The organism is Streptosporangium sandarakinum (assembly GCF_013409935.1).
GTDB lineage: Bacteria > Actinomycetota > Actinomycetes > Streptosporangiales > Streptosporangiaceae > Streptosporangium > Streptosporangium nondiastaticum.
The window spans coordinates 403,740-421,257 of the sequence record NZ_JACCCO010000001.1; the positions used below are offsets into that span (position 1 = coordinate 403,740).

Sequence of the window (17,518 nt, forward strand, 5' to 3'; positions counted from 1 at the left end):
CACCGACCTGCTCAGCGACAGTGATCACCATCTTGCACGGATTCGCAGCGGCGATCAGCGACTCGAACCCGGGCGGCCCGGCCTGGGCGGGCCGCCCGGGATCCGGGGTCGCTCGGCGCGTCGATCCGCCGGAGATTCACAGACACCCCGGGAGCCCGAATGGCCACGCTCCTCGACCTGCTACAGCAGAGTCCCGCCGCGAGCGGCGTCGTCATACCCTCGCCTGTCGCCGGTCTCCTCCGGTCCGTCACGCTCCACGACCCCGTGCCTGCCGGTCTCCTCCCCCTGCAAGGATCGGCGATCGCGAGTACCACGCCCGTTCCCCGCGCGTTCGGCGCGGCGCTGAGCGGAGAGGTGTCGTGGAACCTCGCGCAGGAATCCCAGCCTGGCGGCGGATTCATACTGAGCCTGTCCGGCGGGGTGGGCGGTGCCGGGGTGCCGGTACCCGGGGTCGAGGCGGCCACCCGTTCCGATCTGGGGACCAGTCCCGCTCGGGCCGCGTTGACCTCCACCGGCGCCCCGGCGAGGGTCGCGTTCGTCGGCGGCATGGTGGTCAGGGGGTCGGTCACGGGCGGAGTGTCGGTCGCCCCCGGCGCGGACGCCCACGCCGTCGTCTCCGCGCGGCATCTCCTGCTCCCCGGTGGCACCGGGTTGAGCCTGGGCGGTACCCGGCTGCCGATCACGGATGGGGGACCCGGCCTCGGCGTGCTCGAACTCGTCCTGCCATCGACGTTGCCCGTCGTCGGCGGACTGGTGTTGCCCGCCACGCTCTCGCCGTCGGCGGCCGGTACCGATGTGACGGTGACGGTGCCACGCACCCCGCCGAACGGATCGGGAGCCAACGCGTCCGGAGCCCTGACCTTCCGCCTCGGCCCGGAGGCCACCCTCGCCGATCTCGTTCCGCTCGTTCTGTCGGTGGTGCTCGAGTTGCCGGGCGGCGGACGGCCGTTCGGCGCCACCGGTCCCCAGGTCGGGGAGACGGTGCGTGTTCGGGCGACGGCATCGCGGCCGCCGGATGACCCCGCGGCGCTGAGTGTCGCCGTATCCGCCCAGTCCGACGGCGTCGAAGGTCTCGTGCACGTCGAGGAAGGAGCCGATAGGGCCGATGTGGCCGCCGGTGTCACCACGGTTCTCGGCCCGGCCATGGCGGCGCGGGCAGGGACCGCCGGTTTGGCCGCGCTCGGCGCGATCTTCACCGCGGCCGGCGCCTTCGGCACCGCGTTCGCCTCGGTCGGCGGCATGGTGCTGCACGGGGTCACGCTCCAGGCCTCCGCCACCGACACGCAGGTGCCGGTTCTTCTCGATGTAGAAGGGTCGGTGCAGGCCAAGACCTGGGAGGCGGGGCCTTTGCGCATCGGGATGGATCGGCCGATGCGTGTGCGATGGCGGAACGTGCGGGCCGTCGTGGACGTGACGGCCGCGGCGCCGCAGGACGCGATCCGCCTCGATCTGCGGGGGGCGCGGCCCGACGTCGTCGACCCGGGCGGCTGGACGGTCCGCGGCCCGGGGAATCTCTTCGAGGTGGCCGGTACGCGCGGTGGCAGCGGATCCACCTGGTTCGAGGTGGACCTGCGGTTCACCGCCGACCTCGGCCCCGTGCACGTCAGCGGCGCGACGATCCGCGCCACCTGGGCCGACGACAGTCTGACGCCGGAGATCGGGTTGCGGGGCCTGGACGCGTCGGTCGAGTTGCCCGGCGTCCTGCGTGGGGGCGGCAAGGTTTCCATCGCGGACGAGCTCGATGTGGCGTTGTGGGCGCAGCTGGTGCCGCTGCGGGTCAACGGCTTCGTCTCGGTCACCATCGGCGCTGACCGCGTGGTCCTCACCGCCGGAGTGGACCTGCCGGCGCCGGTCCTGCTGGGGCCCACCGGGCTCGGCTTGTACTCGGTCGCCGCCACGATCGGCACGAATTCCGGGGTTCCGTTCCTCGATCCCTCCGATCCGTTGAGATCTCTGCGGCGATGGCGACCGTGGGACGGGCTCGATCCCCGTCCCGGAAACCTGACGCTCGGCGCTGCCGTGGTCGTCGCCACCGCCGCCGACAACGGATTCAGTGCGAACACGCTCGGCGTCGTCGGAGTGACCGTGCCGGACTTCGCCCTGCGTATCGGGCTCGACGCGGCGTTCCTGAAAGAGAGAAGGCCGCTCGCCGACAAGGAGATCGTCCAGGCGAACACCGAATCGCCGCCGCCCGGCGGGCTCGTCGTGGTGGGTGGGCTGTCCGCGGGCGGTGGTGGACTCGACGTCGCTCTGGAAGGCCGCCTGAGCATTCCGCGTCTCCTCGATGTCCGTGTGCCGGTCGCGGGGCGGTTCGGCCCCGGCGAATGGTGGTTGCACGTGGGGTCCGACGACGGTGTCGGCGGCAAGAGGACCGGTCGCCCGCCGGGCCCGATGAAGGCGGTCGTGTTCCCCGGTCTCGGCCCGCTCGAGGTGGAGGACGGCTGGGCGTTTCTCATGATCCGCGGCAGCGGGGTGGACGACCTGGCGGGAACCGATGTGGACCTTCAGGGGTTCGCGGTCGCGGCCGGGATCGGTTTCTCTCACGTGTTCGGTGTGAAACCGGTGCTGTGGGCGGAGGTGTCCGCGAGCCTGGTCGCCGCGATCGGCACGAGGCCGCTGACGCTGTGGGTGCAGGGCCGGCTGGAGGGGACCGTGGGGCTCGGCCCGTTCCGCGTCGGTGTCGCGGCCATGGCGACCATCGACGTCACCGAGGAGCGGGTCGACCTGCACTTCAAGGTCTGCGCCGTGGTCGACCTGCTCTTCACCGATCTCGAGGGGTGCGTCGAGATCGGCACCGTGACCAAGGCGTCGGACACCCCGCCTGCCCCGGATCCGTGGCCGTCGCCGCTGGTGACGATGGCCGACGGCATCGGGCGGCTGCTCACCGACCCTGGAGATCCGGCCGCCGGGCACCTCGTCGCCGAGGACGGCGACACCCCGTCGGGCGGGTGGTCGTCCACGCCGACCGTCTGGCCGGACACCATCCCGCTGCTCACATTCCCGGTCGCTCCCGTCGTCGGCCCCTCCGCGGGTGTGCGGCACGAGGTGCACGCGGGGCTGTCCGGGGCGGGCAGGTTCCAGCACGAGTGGCACCTGACGCAGGTGCTTTTGGAGAAGATCACCGATGCGGACCCTGAGGCGGTGCCCCTCGATACCGCTTCCGCCTGGCAGGTGCCCGCGGAGGTCTCGGGGGACGCGCCGGCGGCCACCACGTCGGACCTGCGGCAGTTGGCCCTCTTGACGGTGCAGCGTGGGCTGACCTTGGTGCATCAGGCGCCCCCACGGGACGACAGAATCCCGCCGGCCGTACGGCAGGCCGCGGACCTGTGCCACTGGCGCCCCGAGCCTGCCGCGGCGTGGAGCTTCGGTGAGGACGCGCGTCGCCTCCCCGAGCCGCGCTCCTGGCGCGTCCGCGAGCGTGACACGCTGCTCGGCTTCCCCACCGGCTTGGCGACGTTCACCCGCGGTGTCGGATTCGACGTCGTGAGCCCCGGCGGCCGCGCCTCCCGGCTCGCGAACGAGACGTCGACGGGATGGGTGGACGAGGGCGGCGTGGTCCGGTTCGCCGCGCCCCTCACCGTTGACGGGGCCAGGTTCGCCGGAGCACTGCGGCTGTGGGGACGGCTGTCAGCGGGCCTCAGGGAAAGGCCGTCCACCACCCATCACACCCTCGCGTTCCACGAGCCCGTCGCGGACGGCTACCTGCTCATCGACGCCCGCGCCGACCGCGGCGCAGACGCGCCGTTCGAGGCCGTCGTCGCGACCGTGGACGGCACCTCACGTTCCGCCCCGCTCGAGCAGGCGGACGGGCCACCGGGCATGTGGCGCCTACGCGTCGCGCGGATGGGTGAGCCGCGGGCGGCCGCGGTGGCGCTGGTCTCAGGGATGCCGCGGCCGCTCGCGATCCTCGGCCTGTATGCCGTCGCCGGGTCCATGGTCGACGGCGCGACCGATTCGGCAGCGGACGCGGCCGCCCTGGGCGACCTGTCCACAGGCACGCTCGTGGACGGGTCGGGGCGCCTGGTTCTCGACGCGGGGTCCCGGTACCGGGTCACCGTGACCCTCGGCTACAAGAACCGTGTCGACGGCAAGAGCAGCGCGGATTTCGCGGAACCGCAGCGGACGATCCGGTGGTTCTTCCGTACCGCCGGCAAGGACCCCAAGGCGAAGGCGGCGGAGACCGGCGGAACGGCGGCCGCCGACGCGACACCTTGGGGCAAGGACGTCGTCTACGCGCCCTGGAAAGGTGGCGCTCTCCCCGCCGCGAAGGCGCGCGTCGTCACGGTCGACCGGTTCGACCCCGGCTTCCTCTCCCGCTACCTCACCGGCTACGCCCCGGCCGACCACGAGCTTTTCCACTTCACCGGTGATCCGGTGTCCGCGACGTTCCGTGCCCCGTACATCGCGCAGCTCGCGGAACGGATGGGCCGCGGAATCGGGCTCGCCATCCGCCGCACCGACCTCAGGACCAGTCCGCACGCGTTCCAGCTCGTGGCCCCGTCGGGGATTCTGCTCGCGGACGGCGTGCACGGTCCGGGCATGTCGGCATCAGACTTGATCGGCCCGGCAGCCCTGCAACTGGGCTGCCCGACGCCCTCGGACGGCGCGCGGATCACAGCGGCGTTCCCGCTGCAGCCCCGCACTCCCTACGAGCTGTCGGTCGGGCTGCCGCTCGCCGGGGCGGTGTTCAGGTCGGGCGACCCCGAACTCGACGGGGTCACCTTCACCACCTCCGCCTACCGGGGACCGGAGGAGCTGATGGAGGCGTTCAATCTGCGCCCGGACGCAGGCGACCTGGCGACGGCTCTCACCTCTCATGGCGACCTCGCGCTCGGCCCCGGCGGCGACGGCGGCGCGGCTCTCTCCGGACTCGTCGACGGTTCGGTTTCCGACGACGCGGAGCTCGAACAGGTACTCGCCCGGCTCGGCCTGCCCCCGCTGCGCCCGGTGACCGAGCCGCGGAGCACGGTGCTGTGGGCGCTGACCGCGGCAGGGCGGTGGGGCGTGGCGGGCCTGCTGCTCGAGTCGCCGGAACCGCTGATCCGGCCCGGACGCATGAGGCTCTCCAACGCCGACCTGGGCGGTACGGCGTTCCCGGTGCTGCGGACGTCGCGCACCGGCACTCGCACCCTGTGGCTGCTCCGCGCCCCGGCGGTTCCCGCCGCGCCGACCGGACTGGTCGTCCGCGCGGTCAACGACACCATGAAGTTCGCGCGGCGCCTGCGGATCGACCCCCGGCCGCGTTTCACCAACGGAGCGATCAAGGCGGTAGGAGCGTGATCGAGCTCACACGGGCGGTGGTGGCGCTGGGTGAGGCGGCGTACATCGACGCCGAAGAGGAAGACAGCGTCCCCAAGGGCCTCTACTGGCGGGTCACACCCGGCGGCGCCGCCGACCTGCCCGCCGGCCCGGTGCTGCTGCGCGGCGCATGGTCCCAGGGTGTGCCGGTGGCCGCGGCCGACGCGGCCACCGGCCGGGACATGCGACCCCGCCGGCGGGTGACGCGTGACGCTCCCGTCCTGCTCCTGCCTCAGGCCGGCCCGGGCGAGATCGTCTGCTGGGCGCACGTGCAGGCAGACGGAGACGTCCGCGTCGCCGCGATCTCGTCCCGAGTCGCCGTCAGCGGTGCGTACGTCGAGTTGTCCGCTCGCACCCGGGCCCCCTACGACCTCGCCGGTCACGACATGGCGGGCCTCGTCGTCACCGGCGAGGGTGAGGTCACCGAAGCGGTCTTCTACGCGCTGCCGCAGTCGTTCGGGGGCGACATCGGTGGCATCGACGGCACGCAGGTGCACACCATGCCCGACGATCTGATTCCGGGGCACGGCTATGCGATCCCGGGCGCCGTCGCGTCGTGGGAAAAACGTGTCGCGTTCGCGGCGCCATACGCGAGTGTGCCGTATGGAGTGGACCGCCCGGGAGGGTCCTGGAGCCCCGATGACGAACTGCGGCGGGTCGATACGATCGCCCGCGCGGGCGACTCGGTGGCCGACTGGATCGGCGCCGCCTACGGCGCGCTCGGCTCAGGCACCCGCGGGACGGTGGGGGCCGCCGGCGCGGCCGACGACCCGCACCGGGTCCTCGTCCGCCAGGCGGCTTCCTCCGCCCTCATGGTCGCCTCCCTCGATCCGGGCATCGCCCGCTGGCTCGGCCGCTCCGGCATGCTCCGGCACGGCACGCTCCACAACGAGCGGCACGGCCTGCTGATCGCGACCGTACCCCTGCACGTGCACAGGGGCCGCCTGCCCGTTGGTGCCACGGTGATCCGCGATCACGGCGACGCCCTGTACGACGAGCTCATCGTTGCCGGTGGCGGCTTCCTCAGGCTCCTGGCCGAGGTGGGGGCGTGGCGGCCTCATCCCGGGTTCGGGCCTCACGACGTGCTGCTCGCCCACATCCCGCTCCCATATGTCACCGCCACCACCCCGGCACGCCCGGTCCGGCCCGTGGTGGGCCTCGCACCCGCGCCCGCCGGGGCGCCCGGCGGTGCCGGACCTCGCTGGGCCGCAGGATCGCCGCGACGGTGGGAGCAGGCCATCGCGATCGGAGAACGCCCGGCGTCCACGTACTCCCTGCACGGACCCATCCCGCGCGGACCGGTGGCGTTCGTCCGCACCGACCCCGCACCGCCCGCCACTTTGCACCCGAAGATCGACGGCACCGTGTTCGCGGCCCCCGTCGTGCCCGGGTGGGACGGCGAGACAGGCTCCGCCGTGGTTCTCGGCAGCCAGCTCGTGCCCGAGGGCGAGGCGGCGGGCGCGGTGACGTGGTCGCTGGCACTCAGCGACTGGATCGGCCGGTGGGGCGAACCCGCCGAGATCACGCTCGATCCGCCCGCCCCGCTGGTCCCGGCCCGGCCGACCATCGATGCCGGGCTCCGGCGTCCGGCCCTGCCGCCCGCCGGGGCGGAGGCCGCCCCGCCCGGTCAGGTGCACGTGCGATTCCGCGTCCCGCCCGCGGCGCTCCCCGGCGCGTTACCGCTGCGGCGACTCACCTGGACGGTCGACGGCTCCGCGCAGCGGCCTCTCGACCTCACCCGGACCGCCCCCGGCCCCGGCGCCCCCGCTCTCGTCGTGAGCGCCGATTTCCCCGCTCCGGCGACGGTGCCCGGCGAACGCCGGCGCGTCACGGTGACGGCGAAGGTCGAGGACATCGCAGGAACGACATCGGACCCCGCGACCGCGGAGGTGGACACGAGTGACGCGCGACCCGTACGGCCGCCCACCGTGGCACCTCGGCTGCTGGCCGCCTCCCGCCGGTCGGGTGACGCGAGCGTGTCGGTGACGCTCACCGTCCGCGCCGCCGGCAACGGCGCGTACCGGTTCTACCTCGCCTCCGAAACGGCCCTGAGCAGGGCGGCCCACCTGACCCCGCGCCCGGCGGCCACACGCGCCGAACGGGCGAAAGAGCTGAACGACAACACCGCGGCGAGCGCACGGCAGGCGTCCATGCTCGCGCTGCCGGATCCCGTACCCGTTGTCGGCGGGGTGGCGACCGCCCGCCTCGACATACCCGCGGGCGGTGTGGACGTCCTCGCCGTCCGAGCCGTACCGGTGACCGCCGAGCTGGATCCGAGCGGCCGCATCGTCCGCGACGGCGTCGAGGCGCCCTTCGCGTCGGTGAAGCCCGTGTTCATCGTGGTGCCCTTCGACGAGGTGCCGCCCACCCCGGAGCTGCGGCTGACACCGATGGAGGCACCCGGACCGACCTCGACCCCGGTCAAGGCCACCGTCACCGTGCGCGGCGTGCCCGCCGCGGTCCTCGGCCGTTACTCCGACGAACCCATGCAGGCCCGGTTCGTGGAGGCGTCCACCGACGGCGACCCGTGGTTCTGGCCCGAGATCGCAACGACGTCCCTCATCGGGTCCCCTGCGGACCCCGGCACGTTCATCGGCGAACTCACCGTGGACGTTCCGGCATGGTCGCGAGCCGGTATCGCCGTCGCGGTACGGTACCCGCCCGAGGACACGATCATCCCCGGTGCCGACGTGATCGACGAGCCGGAGTTCGACGCCTCAGGGCCGCAGGGACCTCGCATCGAGTCGCCGTGGGGCCCGGTGTCCGTACCGGCGTGGGTGCAGGTCGCGGGGGCGGAACCTCAGGTCTCGGTGCGGCCCGACGGCGGAGGCGGGTTCAGGGTCCAGGTGGCGGGTCTTCCCGCCCTCGCCCCGGACGCCCCGGCCTTCCGCGTGGACGTCTACGGGTCGGCCACCGGCGGCGGGCTCGTGCTGCTGTCCGAGAGCCCGGTGACGGACACGTCATCCGAGGTCCCGATCCCGTCCGATGTCGTCACGGCCCATTCTCAGCTGGCCGCGGCGCTCGTCACCCCGTTGGGCGCATCGCTGCCACCGGTGCGGGTCGGAACGGATGGTCCTCAGCACTCGGACGGGATCAGCGGCTAGAAGCCGCCTGTCACTCCAGCCGAAGATCGCGATCTCCCCGGCGGGGCTGTTCTTGATCGCGGTTCGGTGTCATGCGATCAGGCGATCTTGACGTGGGAACACCCGTAAGACGTTATTAGAACGTATGTTCCCATCCGTGCAGGGGGTCTTCGTGCGTCACCCGCTGGTTCGCCGATTAGCCGCTCACTGCGGCGCCGCCGGTCTGATCACCGGCATGCTCACCGGCATGCTCACCGTCGCGGCCCCCGCCGCCTCGGCGGCCGACACCACGACCGACCTCGGGGTGACCTTCGACTCCTACACCGCCGACCTGGCCGTCGGCGGCGGCCGGGTGTTCGTCTCCGCCGACGACCGGATCATCGTGGCCGACACCGGCGGAAACCTCACCGGCCTGTCCGGCGTCCGCGAGCTGGCCATGAACACGGACGACACCCGCCTGTACGCGGCGCTCACCGGCTCGAACGAGGTGGCCGAGATCGACACCGCGAGCCTCCCCGTCACCCGGCGGATCGACCTGTCGGCCCACCCGTGGTGCTGACGGTGGGTGGCAACCCGCCCCCGCCGAGGGTCACGCTCACCGTGCAGCGCAGCGTGTACAACGACGACGGCAGCGGTGGAAGCGTCACGCTGCCGCCGGTGGGCGTGAACGACGACGGCACGTACACGTTCACCGACACGCCCACCGTCGCCGGCAGGTACGGCTACCTCGCGATGTGGTCGGGGGATGCCGCGGCCGGGCCGGCCAAGGCCGTCCACCAGATCATGGTCGAGTGACCTGAAAGCCGTGCCCGGCCAGCGGGCCGGGCACGGCCGTCAGCCGCGCCGGAACGTGGGTCGCAGGACGCCGCGGGCGACGGTGTGCGCGGTGAGGACGAGGCCCGCGTGTCCGGCGGGGGTGTCCGGGGCCAGCCCGAGGTCGTCGGTGTCGAGGGCGTGTACGGCGAACAGGTAGCGGTGGTCCGGATCGGCGGGCGGCGGGCAGGCGCCCGTGTATGCGGCCTCCCCGAAGTCGTTGCGCAGATGAAACGCTCCCACCGGCAGCTGTGGGCCGTCGCCGTGTCCGGCGCCGGCGGCCAGGCCGGCGCAGCCGGCGGGAAGACCGAGCAGTAGCCAGTGCCACAGGCCGCTGCCGGTCGGGGCGTCCGGGTCGTGGCATGTGACGGCGAACCCGCGGGTCGACGCCGGGGCACCGGTCCAGGACAGCGCCGGGCTCTGGTTGCCCCCGCCGAGGCCGTCGTGAACGTGACGCGGGTCCAGCGGTGCGTCGTCGGCGATGTCGCCGCCGGCCAGGTCGAGTGCCGGAACCGGCGGCAGCAGGTCGTAGGGGTCGGGGGCCTGCGGGCGGCCGGCGTCGTAGGTGCTGATCTCGACGAGGTTCCGGTCCGGGTCGCGCAGGTAGACGCTGGTGATCGGGCCGGTGGCCCCGGTGCGTGTGACCGGGCCGGTCTCGATCGGCACGGCCAGCGCGCGCAGATGTGCCCGGACCTCGTCGAGGGGGACGGCGCTGATCAGGCACAGGTCGGCGGAACCCGGTGTCGGGGCGGCGGCCTTGGGCTCCAGCTCCTTTCCGGCCTGGTGCAGGTTGAGTTTCTGGCCGCCGAAGGCGAGGGCGACTCGGCCGCCGCCGAAAACGACGGGCCGCATCCCCAGGACGGTGCGGTACCAGTCGACGCTGGCCGGGATGGAGCGGACGGTCAGGACGAGGTGATCGGCGCGGACGATGCGCATACGGCTGCCTCCTGTCGTGGCCTCGGGTGCGAGGGGGAACGGGTGCGGTCCGGCCGTCCGGGCCGCAGGGGTCTGCCCCACGGCTACGCGGCCGGGCCGCGACCGCCGGGCCACCGCCGTACCGCCTCCCACGCACCTGCGGACAGCAGGTGGCGGACGGGCTCCAGCACCAGGCGCAGTCCGGCACCGTGGCGGTTCGCCAGTTCCCTGTCGTGCTCGAACACGTCGAGTTCGTTGGCCGCGGTGATCTCCAGGAAGGCCCGCAGGTCCTCGGTGGCGGGATCGTGGTCGGCGCCGGTGAACCGGTCCCTGAAGACGGGCCGCCGGTCGCCGCCGAGGCGCGGATAGGTGGCCGTCCGGTCGCAGCTCGCGTACAGGTACACCAACGCCTCGGCCCGCTCGCCGATCAGCGCGGCCAGGACCGGGCGGTCCCCCAGGCCCATGAGGGACCTGGCGAAGCCGTCGGTCCCGTAGGCCGCGTGGCAGAGGCCGGCGACCTGGATCTCGTGTGAGGCGCCCCAGTCCGCGAGCCGCCGCCTGACCCGGGTCAGATGTTCCAGCAGCGTCCCGCCGGGGTGCGGCAGGTCTGCGGCGTCCCGGGAGCGCAGGAAGTCCTCGATGCCGCACCGGTCGGCGGGCGCGGGGACGCTCTGGTTCTCAGTCACGTCACGAGTTATAGTCGTGACGTGAAGCCGGACGCAACACCGACCGATGACCCGCCCGCCGGGGAGCTGGCGTTCAACTTCCGCTCCGGGCGGCTCAGCCTGGCGTTCGTCGCCACGGTCGGCGAGCGCTGGCGCCGGAACGTCGAGCGGCTGCGCGATCCCGCCGATCTGGCCCGCTGGTACCGCGAGGTGGGCCTGCTCGACGAGGCTGTCACCGTCACACCGGCCGGGCTCGGCACGGCCCGTACCGTGCGCGAGGCGGTCTACCGCTGTGCCAAGGCCCTGATCGCCGGACGTCCCGCGGCCGAGGCCGACGAAGCCCTGATCAACGCCGCCGCCGCGGCCGCGCCGCTGGTCCCGGTGCTCCGAGGCGGAGCAGGGTTTCTCATCGCCCCCGCCGTCGACGCCGAGTCGGCCGTTCTGAGCACGGTCGCTCGCGACGCCATCGACCTGTTCACCGGCGTCCTCGCCGATCGCGTCCGGGAGTGCGACAGCCCCGAATGCGCGCTGCTGTTCGTGGACACCAGCCGCCCCGGCCGCCGCCGCTGGTGCTCGAGCGACGCCTGCGGCAGCAAGGACCGCTCCGCGGCCTACCGCCGACGCCGCCAGGCCCGGACCACCCGCGTGGCCGGCCCCGACCGATGACGGTCAGCTCCGCCCCTGCGGCGCCGGGTCGGCCGTCGGCTCTCGACCAGGCTCGTCCGCCGCCTGGCGGGTGGCCTGGCAGTGCCGCCGGACCATGTCGGCGAAGGTGCGGGCGAGCGGGGTCAGCGCGTCCCAGCGGCGGACCGCCCAGCCGACCGGGAGCGGCGGCAGGTCCGGCAGCGGCAGGAACCGCAATGGGCCGTCCGGCGCGCCCGCGGAGAGCTGTCCGGGCAGAGCGGGGACGACGGCGTGCCCGACACCGAGCGAGGCCAGCAGGATGGCCGTATCCCAGTCGGTGACGCCGGTGTCGGACGTCGGATGGATGCCCAGGCGGGCCAGGGCGGTGTCCAGGTGGGCCCGCGAGGAGGAGTTCGCCGGGAGCCGGATGTGCCTGATGCCGACGAGATCGGCGGCTGTCACCGGTGCCCGCAGGGCGAGCGGATCGTCCGCCCGAACCGCCAGGACCCACGGCAGTTCCACGACCGTGCTCTGCTCGATGCCCGGTGCCGGACGGCCGATGGTCACCCAGGCCAGATCGACGGTGCCCGCCGCGAGCGCGTCGAAGCAGCTGCGTGTGGCGGTCTCCGTCCGGAACTCCAGGCTCGCCCCGGGGTGCCGCGCCCGGAAGTCGACGACCGCCTCGGACATGAAGTGCCGCACCGTCGTCGCGCCCGTCGTCACGCGGACCGATCCGGCTTCACCGCGCGCGAGTTCGCCGAGCCGGCGCAGGGCCAGGTCCAGCCCGACGATCCCCTCTCTCGCCGCGGCCTGGAGCACCAGGCCCTCCGGAGTGGGCACCACACCGCGCGCCCTGCGTTCCAGCAGCCGCACCCCGGTCGTCCGTTCCAGCCGCTTGACATGCTGGCTCACCGCGGACTGGGTGCAGGCCAGGTCGCGGGCGACGGCACTCAGGCTTCCCGCCTGGCAGACCGCCACGAACACACGCAGGTCGTCGAAGGTCATCGGCACGCAGGACACGGTAGCCCCCTCCCCTACCCAAGCTCCGACTGGGGGATTCATAAGTAACCCCGAGGATTGACTTGCCTGTCGTTCTCACCCAGGATCACTGCGGGCCCAGGGCGGCAACCCTGTCCCGCCTTCCCCGCCGCGTCCGGACGCGGCGGGGAAGGCGGGACGGGTGCCGACCCACCGAGCTGAGAGGAACCCACCGTGCCCCATCCCGCATCCGTCGGCAGCGCCGGCGTCTCCCCACCGTCCCCCGCGACGGTGGCCGTGCTCGGCCCCGGAGGAGTCGGCGGCCTGCTCGCAGCGCTGCTCTCCCGTGCCGGCCACCGCGTGATCTGCATCGCGGGCGAGGAGACCGCGAGTTTCCTGCGCCGCAACGGGATCAGCGTGCGCAGCGGCCAGTTCGGGGACTTCACCGCCCGGGTGGAGGCGGACACCGCCCTGCGCGAGCCGGTCGGCCTGTGTCTGGTGACGGTCAAGCACACCGCGCTTGATGCGGCACTTCACCGCATCCCCGCCCACCACCTGGACGGCGGTCTGCTGCTGCCGCTCCTCAACGGCGTCGAGCACGTGGCCGCCCTCCGGGACCGCTATGGCGCACAGCGCGTGGTCCCGGCCGTGATCCGCGTCGAGTCCACCCGCTCCGCCCCCGGAGTGATCGAGCACGGCAGCCCTTTCACCGAGATCGACCTGGCCGGCCCGCAGGACCGTCTCGCCGAACTCGCCGCACTGCTCACCTCCGCCGGCGCCGAGACACGCGTCCTGGCCGACGAGAGCACCGTACTGTGGGCCAAGCTGGCCTTCCTGGCCCCCTTCGCACTGCTCACCACCCGCTACCAGCTCCCCATCGGCGTCATCCGCACCGAACGACGAGAGGAACTGGCCGCCCTGGTCGAGGAGACCGCCGCGGTCGGCCGTGCCTGCGGAGCGCAGACGGACGCCACCCGGATCCTCGCACGATACGACGCCTTCCCGGCCGGGAGCAGGTCGTCCATGCAGCGGGACGCGAAGGCGGGGCGCCCGCTCGAACTCGACGCGATCGGCGGCGCCCTGCTCCGGGCGGCCGAGCGGCACGGCATCCGAGTGCCGCATGCCGAACTCCTCGTGCGGGAGCTGACATGCTGACCTGTCGTCACGGTTCCCGGCTCGCCGAGGGTTCCGCGAGCAGGGAGGGCGGTGACTCTTGAGCGACGCGAGCCCGGCTTCCCACCCTCGTCCGACGGGACATGACGACCTTCCGGCTCTCGAACTCGCCTTCCCGGGCCCGGAACGCGACCGTGGTGTGGCGGCGATCCTGAGCGGTCAGAAGACCGCGCTCACCGGCCTCCTGGAGATCTACGAACACGCCGGAGAGGCGGTGCCGATGACCGGTCAGCGATTCTCGGTGCTTGATTCCGAAGGTCTTCCAGCCGTCACGATCGAGCTCGTCGACGTGCGCGTCGTTCCCATGAAGGAGATCGACGACGACTTCGCACGTGCCGAAGGACGCGGCTACTCAGACGTGGCACAGTGGCGGACAGCCCACGAGGAATTCTTCCGGAGCGATGGCGTGAGCGAGTTCCTGGGTCGCACCCCGGTCATCGATGGCGACACTCTCGTCGTCGCCGAACGCTTCCGAGTGGTCGAGCCCGATGACCCCTTCCGAGTGGTCGAGCCCGATGACCCGGACGGTGCGTGACCCGCGTCCGGTCCGATGAGAGCCGGGGAGGATCAACCGGACGGGGCCGTGTGGGTGCTGGGAGGACCGCCGGTCACAGCCGGTCGTTGATGACCGCGACCGGCACGCTCGCCTCGCGGCTGACGCTGCCGTATGAGCAGTGGGACGCGCGGGCGGGCCCGAACCGAATGATCGAGGAGACGAGATGCGATACGCGGACATGCCCGGCACCCAATGTGAGATCTTCGTCACCGCGGCGACATCGCTGGTATGGGAGATCGTGATCGACATCGGAGCCCCGGCCCGCTGGAGCCCTGAACTACGTCGTGCCGAATGGCTCGATGGCGTGGCGGCCCCCGCGGTGGGGGCGCGCTTCGCCGGTTACAACGAGCATCCGGTGATCGGTGCCTGGCGCACCGTTTCGCAGATCACCGAACTCGACCCGGAGCGGGCGTTCGCGTGGTGCGTCCTCGATGCGGACGGCCGCTTCGGGAAGGCGATGCTGAACCCGGCGGAACCCATGGCGACATGGCGCTTCACGCTCACCCCCCAGGCAGGAGGCACCCTGCTCCGGCAAACCGTGCGCATCGGCCCCGGCCGCTCAGGGCTGAGCGCCGCCATCGACCGGATGCCGGACAAAGAAGGCCGTCTCGTGGCCCACCGCCTCGATGAGCTACGCGGGGGCATGCACGCCACGCTGAACGGAATCAAGGCGGCCACGGAGCAGCGGCAACAGGCCGGCTGAGCCGATTCCATCTCCGGCGAGACCAGCGGTCTCTCAACCGGCACTCAGGAAAGGATCCAAGCCCTTGACCGAATACCCGCTACGCGTGATCGGGCATGTCGAGTCGTTACTGACCGATCGGGCGGCGGCACCACGGCAGGCCGACGAGGGAGCTCCCGACGCCTGGCTGGTCTTCGACGACCGGTACGCGTCCGCCCTGCAGGGGCTGTCCCCGGGCACCGACGTACTCCTGCTCACCTGGCTCGACCGCGCCGACCGCGACACGCTCGCCGTCCATCCACGCGGCGACACCACCCGGCCGCTCGCCGGCGTCTTCGCCACCCGCAGCCCCGACCGGCCCAACCCGATCGGCCTGCACGAGGTGCACATCCTCACCATCGACGGAACGCGCGTCCACGTCCGCCACCTCGAAGCCCTCGACGCGACCCCGATCCTGGACGTCAAACCTCTCCTCACACGGGACCGATGACGCCCTCTGCCCACCCCCCGGGTTCGGCGCGGCGCCGCGCCGAACCCTGCCCCTCAGGCGGCAGCGCGCGGTTGAAATCGTCCCAGGTGGCGAACCCCTTCGGGGGCGGCGGTACGACGTACCCCAGCACCTCGCACCAGAAACGAGCGAGGCGCTCGGGTTCCGCGCAGTCGAAGGTGACTTGGAACTGCTTAACCGATGGCATCGGTCCACCGTAGAGGAGAGCGCGCCCCGCCGGCGCTCACGGCTTCAGCTTGAGCCTCTTCCTCGACGCACCCGGGAACACGGCGACCAGGTGCTCCTCCCCCGCGTCGCCGATCCGCACGTAGACACGGAGCCGGTAGCGGCCCTTCCCCGCGATCGCCAGGTTCGGCATCGGGGCGCCCGCGCCCACCTCCCCGTCCTCGCCCATCTCCGGCACGGTGAGCCGGCCGCTGCGGCTGGTGATCGGCACCTCGTTGACCTGATCCCACCCGGCCGTCCGCCGCGGCGGCGCGGTGCGGAATGCCTTCACCGTGAGGCACAGATCAGCGACGTCCTCGACGTGCCCGATGAGCGCCGCGCTGTCGGCCACCCCGATGAGAGCGCTGTCGTCGTAGACCCTGTCCATCGCCTGCTCCGCCGCCTCGGCGACCGCTTCGTCGCCGGGGTCGTGGACCAGATAGCCGTGATCGCCGTCGGCGAACAGGAAGTATTTGGCCGTGGCCTGGACGACACCCTTCGTCCGAGGCCATGGGTCGTGGCACTTCGCGTTCTCCTCGGCGATGTAGTCGGTGTTCGCCGCCTCCGCCTCGGTGGTGGACCGCAGCAGCTCGGGATGGGTCGCGCCGACGATCTCCGGGCAGACGTAGACGAGGTCCCACGGGTCCGCGCCCCAGGCGGGCCGCGCGCTCCCGGCCCGCGTCAGGATCGCCTTCTGCTCGTCGCGGTCCTTCGCGCGGCACAGCGCCCGCCCGGACGCGAGGATCCCCTGGTCCGACAGGCTGTCCGGGAACATGGGCGGGACTCCGCCGTCTGTGCTCCGCGCCAGGCACAGGAACACGGCGTCGCGTTCCGCGGGTTTCAGGTCTCCGAAGCCGGGCCGGTCATGGCAGTCCGCCGACCAGCCGGTGTAGGTGAGGCGCGGGGTCTGCTCCGGGTGGATCAGCGCGATGATCGGCAGTACGGCCACGGCCGCCACCGAGACGCGGATCACGCGCCGCCGCGCGGGCGGAAGGTCCGCCGGACGGCCCTCAGCGGGCAGTTCACGGGCGGTCGCCGCGATCCACACGGTGTTGACGAGTCCCACCGCGTCCATGATGACCAGCATCGGCAGACTGCCGATGGAGATCCCTCCGGGAAGAAAGTTGAGCGGGATCACCAGCGCGTAGACGCCCACCGACAACCATCCGGCGGCCTGCGTGCCGCGGCTCCACCGGCCGTCGCGCCGCTGCCCGACGACCGTGATGACGGTCGCCGCCACTCCGCCCAGTATCAGGACCGGTTCGACAACGCCGCCCGGTCCGAGCTCTGGGAGATCGAGCTCGTCGAGCAGCTCGTCGGCCATCCCGGCCAGCTCGACCGCGAACATCACTCCGGCCGCCGCACGCAGCATGCGGGACCGCCAGCGGATGACGAGCAGGTAGAGGACGTCGATCGCGGTCCACAGCGCGAGCTGGAACGCCGTGTCGACCGCGTCGGGGAGCAGCGCGATCGGACCCCACAGCACGAGGGTGTACGCCACCGCCAGGTACAGCAGCCGGCGCAGCGCCTTCGCCCGGCGGTCCAGCGGTCCCGGCGCGGGGGCACGCAGGATCAGCCACAGGAGCGCGGCCTTCACCGGGGCGGCCACCAGCAGCGCCACGACCGTCGGGGGGTCGAACCCGCCGCGCGCGTAGAACTTCGCATAGGCCGGCGAAGACCATTCGACGGCCGCCCAGAGCCAGGCGTCGCCGAGCACCAGGCCCACGACCGCCGCCGCAAGAACCAGACCTACCAATCCGATCCTGGTGATCCGCCATAAGCCACCGGAAAGCACGGGACGCGATCTCAGTGCGGCACCATCGTGCGGACGGCAAAGTTGATCATTTCCGTTGCCGAATCAGGATCCGGTGGGGCGGGCCCGGGATTCCGGCGGCCGTGGGCGCACGGAGAGGCCGTACGCACGACCGCGCCGGGGCCGTCGGATGGACGGTCCCGGCGCGGTGGTGCCGGGGTGCGGAGGGCGGGATCAGCCCTCTTCGGCGGGGCGCGGAGGGCGGG

14 protein-coding genes are annotated in these 17,518 nt (G+C 72.6%); 9 read left to right on the forward strand and 5 right to left on the reverse strand.

Features of this window, described 5'->3' with window-relative positions:
* The first annotated feature begins 159 nt into the window (after positions 1-159).
* The 4 genes from HDA43_RS01895 (at position 160) to HDA43_RS01910 (ending at position 9,176) form a co-directional block, all read left to right on the forward strand.
* Positions 160-5,280, forward strand: a complete 5,121-nt coding sequence (locus HDA43_RS01895; RefSeq protein ID WP_179818007.1) for a hypothetical protein — start codon at positions 160-162, stop codon at positions 5,278-5,280.
* Complete coding sequence (locus HDA43_RS01900; protein WP_179818008.1) at positions 5,277-8,402, forward strand: hypothetical protein; 3,126 nt, start codon at positions 5,277-5,279, stop codon at positions 8,400-8,402. Before HDA43_RS01895 ends, HDA43_RS01900 begins: the two co-directional genes overlap by 4 nt.
* A gap of 136 nt (positions 8,403-8,538) precedes the next feature.
* Complete coding sequence (locus HDA43_RS01905; protein WP_179818009.1) at positions 8,539-8,940, forward strand: YncE family protein; 402 nt, start codon at positions 8,539-8,541, stop codon at positions 8,938-8,940.
* A 2-nt stretch (positions 8,941-8,942) separates the two neighbouring features.
* Complete coding sequence (locus HDA43_RS01910) at positions 8,943-9,176, forward strand: hypothetical protein (protein WP_179818010.1); 234 nt, start codon at positions 8,943-8,945, stop codon at positions 9,174-9,176.
* 39 nt (positions 9,177-9,215) lie between these two features.
* On the opposite strand, the gene HDA43_RS01915 is transcribed toward HDA43_RS01910, so the two are convergent.
* Complete coding sequence (locus HDA43_RS01915) at positions 9,216-10,130, reverse strand: YbhB/YbcL family Raf kinase inhibitor-like protein (protein ID WP_218911561.1); 915 nt, start codon at positions 10,128-10,130, stop codon at positions 9,216-9,218.
* Between the two features lie 83 nt (positions 10,131-10,213).
* Positions 10,214-10,795 (reverse strand): DUF6817 domain-containing protein, encoded by a 582-nt coding sequence (locus HDA43_RS01920; RefSeq protein WP_179818011.1) that lies wholly within the window; start codon positions 10,793-10,795, stop codon positions 10,214-10,216.
* 21 nt (positions 10,796-10,816) lie between these two features.
* Here HDA43_RS01920 and HDA43_RS01925 point away from each other — a divergent pair, with 21 nt between their 5' ends.
* Positions 10,817-11,440: a CGNR zinc finger domain-containing protein gene (locus HDA43_RS01925; protein WP_218911562.1), complete on the forward strand. Its 624-nt coding sequence runs from the start codon at positions 10,817-10,819 to the stop codon at positions 11,438-11,440.
* Between the two features lie 3 nt (positions 11,441-11,443).
* On the opposite strand, the gene HDA43_RS01930 is transcribed toward HDA43_RS01925, so the two are convergent.
* Entirely contained in the window at positions 11,444-12,403 is a 960-nt protein-coding gene (locus HDA43_RS01930) for a LysR family transcriptional regulator (RefSeq protein WP_179822614.1), read from the reverse strand.
* A 207-nt stretch (positions 12,404-12,610) separates the two neighbouring features.
* Here HDA43_RS01930 and HDA43_RS01935 point away from each other — a divergent pair, with 207 nt between their 5' ends.
* From HDA43_RS01935 to tsaA, 4 genes are all read left to right on the forward strand, one after another.
* Positions 12,611-13,531, forward strand: a complete 921-nt coding sequence (locus HDA43_RS01935; protein ID WP_179818013.1) for a ketopantoate reductase family protein — start codon at positions 12,611-12,613, stop codon at positions 13,529-13,531.
* Between the two features lie 58 nt (positions 13,532-13,589).
* Entirely contained in the window at positions 13,590-14,084 is a 495-nt protein-coding gene (locus HDA43_RS01940; protein WP_179818014.1) for an ASCH domain-containing protein, read from the forward strand.
* 184 nt (positions 14,085-14,268) lie between these two features.
* Positions 14,269-14,808, forward strand: coding sequence for an SRPBCC family protein (locus tag HDA43_RS01945; RefSeq protein WP_179818015.1), 540 nt, complete (start codon positions 14,269-14,271; stop codon positions 14,806-14,808).
* Positions 14,809-14,872: 64 nt separating this feature from the next.
* Positions 14,873-15,277 (forward strand): tRNA (N6-threonylcarbamoyladenosine(37)-N6)-methyltransferase TrmO, encoded by a 405-nt coding sequence (tsaA, locus tag HDA43_RS01950; RefSeq protein ID WP_179818016.1) that lies wholly within the window; start codon positions 14,873-14,875, stop codon positions 15,275-15,277.
* On the opposite strand, the gene HDA43_RS01955 is transcribed toward tsaA, so the two are convergent.
* Both HDA43_RS01955 and HDA43_RS01960 read right to left on the reverse strand, forming a co-directional pair.
* Positions 15,261-15,482 carry a VOC family protein gene (locus HDA43_RS01955; protein WP_218911563.1) on the reverse strand — a complete coding sequence of 74 codons (222 nt, stop codon included), beginning with the start codon at positions 15,480-15,482 and terminating at the stop codon, positions 15,261-15,263. The genes tsaA and HDA43_RS01955 overlap by 17 nt on opposite strands.
* A 36-nt stretch (positions 15,483-15,518) precedes the next feature.
* Positions 15,519-17,255, reverse strand: coding sequence for a hypothetical protein (locus HDA43_RS01960; protein WP_179818017.1), 1,737 nt, complete (start codon positions 17,253-17,255; stop codon positions 15,519-15,521).
* Positions 17,256-17,518: the final 263 nt, after the last annotated feature.

Coding starts and splice junctions, on each gene's coding strand:
- HDA43_RS01895 (WP_179818007.1), top strand. CDS start 160: ATGGCCACGCTCCTCGACCTGCTACAGCAGAGTCCCGCCGCGAGCGGC.
- HDA43_RS01915 (WP_218911561.1), bottom strand. CDS start 10,130: ATGCGCATCGTCCGCGCCGATCACCTCGTCCTGACCGTCCGCTCCATC.
- HDA43_RS01930 (WP_179822614.1), bottom strand. CDS start 12,403: ATGACCTTCGACGACCTGCGTGTGTTCGTGGCGGTCTGCCAGGCGGGA.
- HDA43_RS01945 (WP_179818015.1), top strand. CDS start 14,269: ATGCGATACGCGGACATGCCCGGCACCCAATGTGAGATCTTCGTCACC.
- HDA43_RS01955 (WP_218911563.1), bottom strand. CDS start 15,482: ATGCCATCGGTTAAGCAGTTCCAAGTCACCTTCGACTGCGCGGAACCC.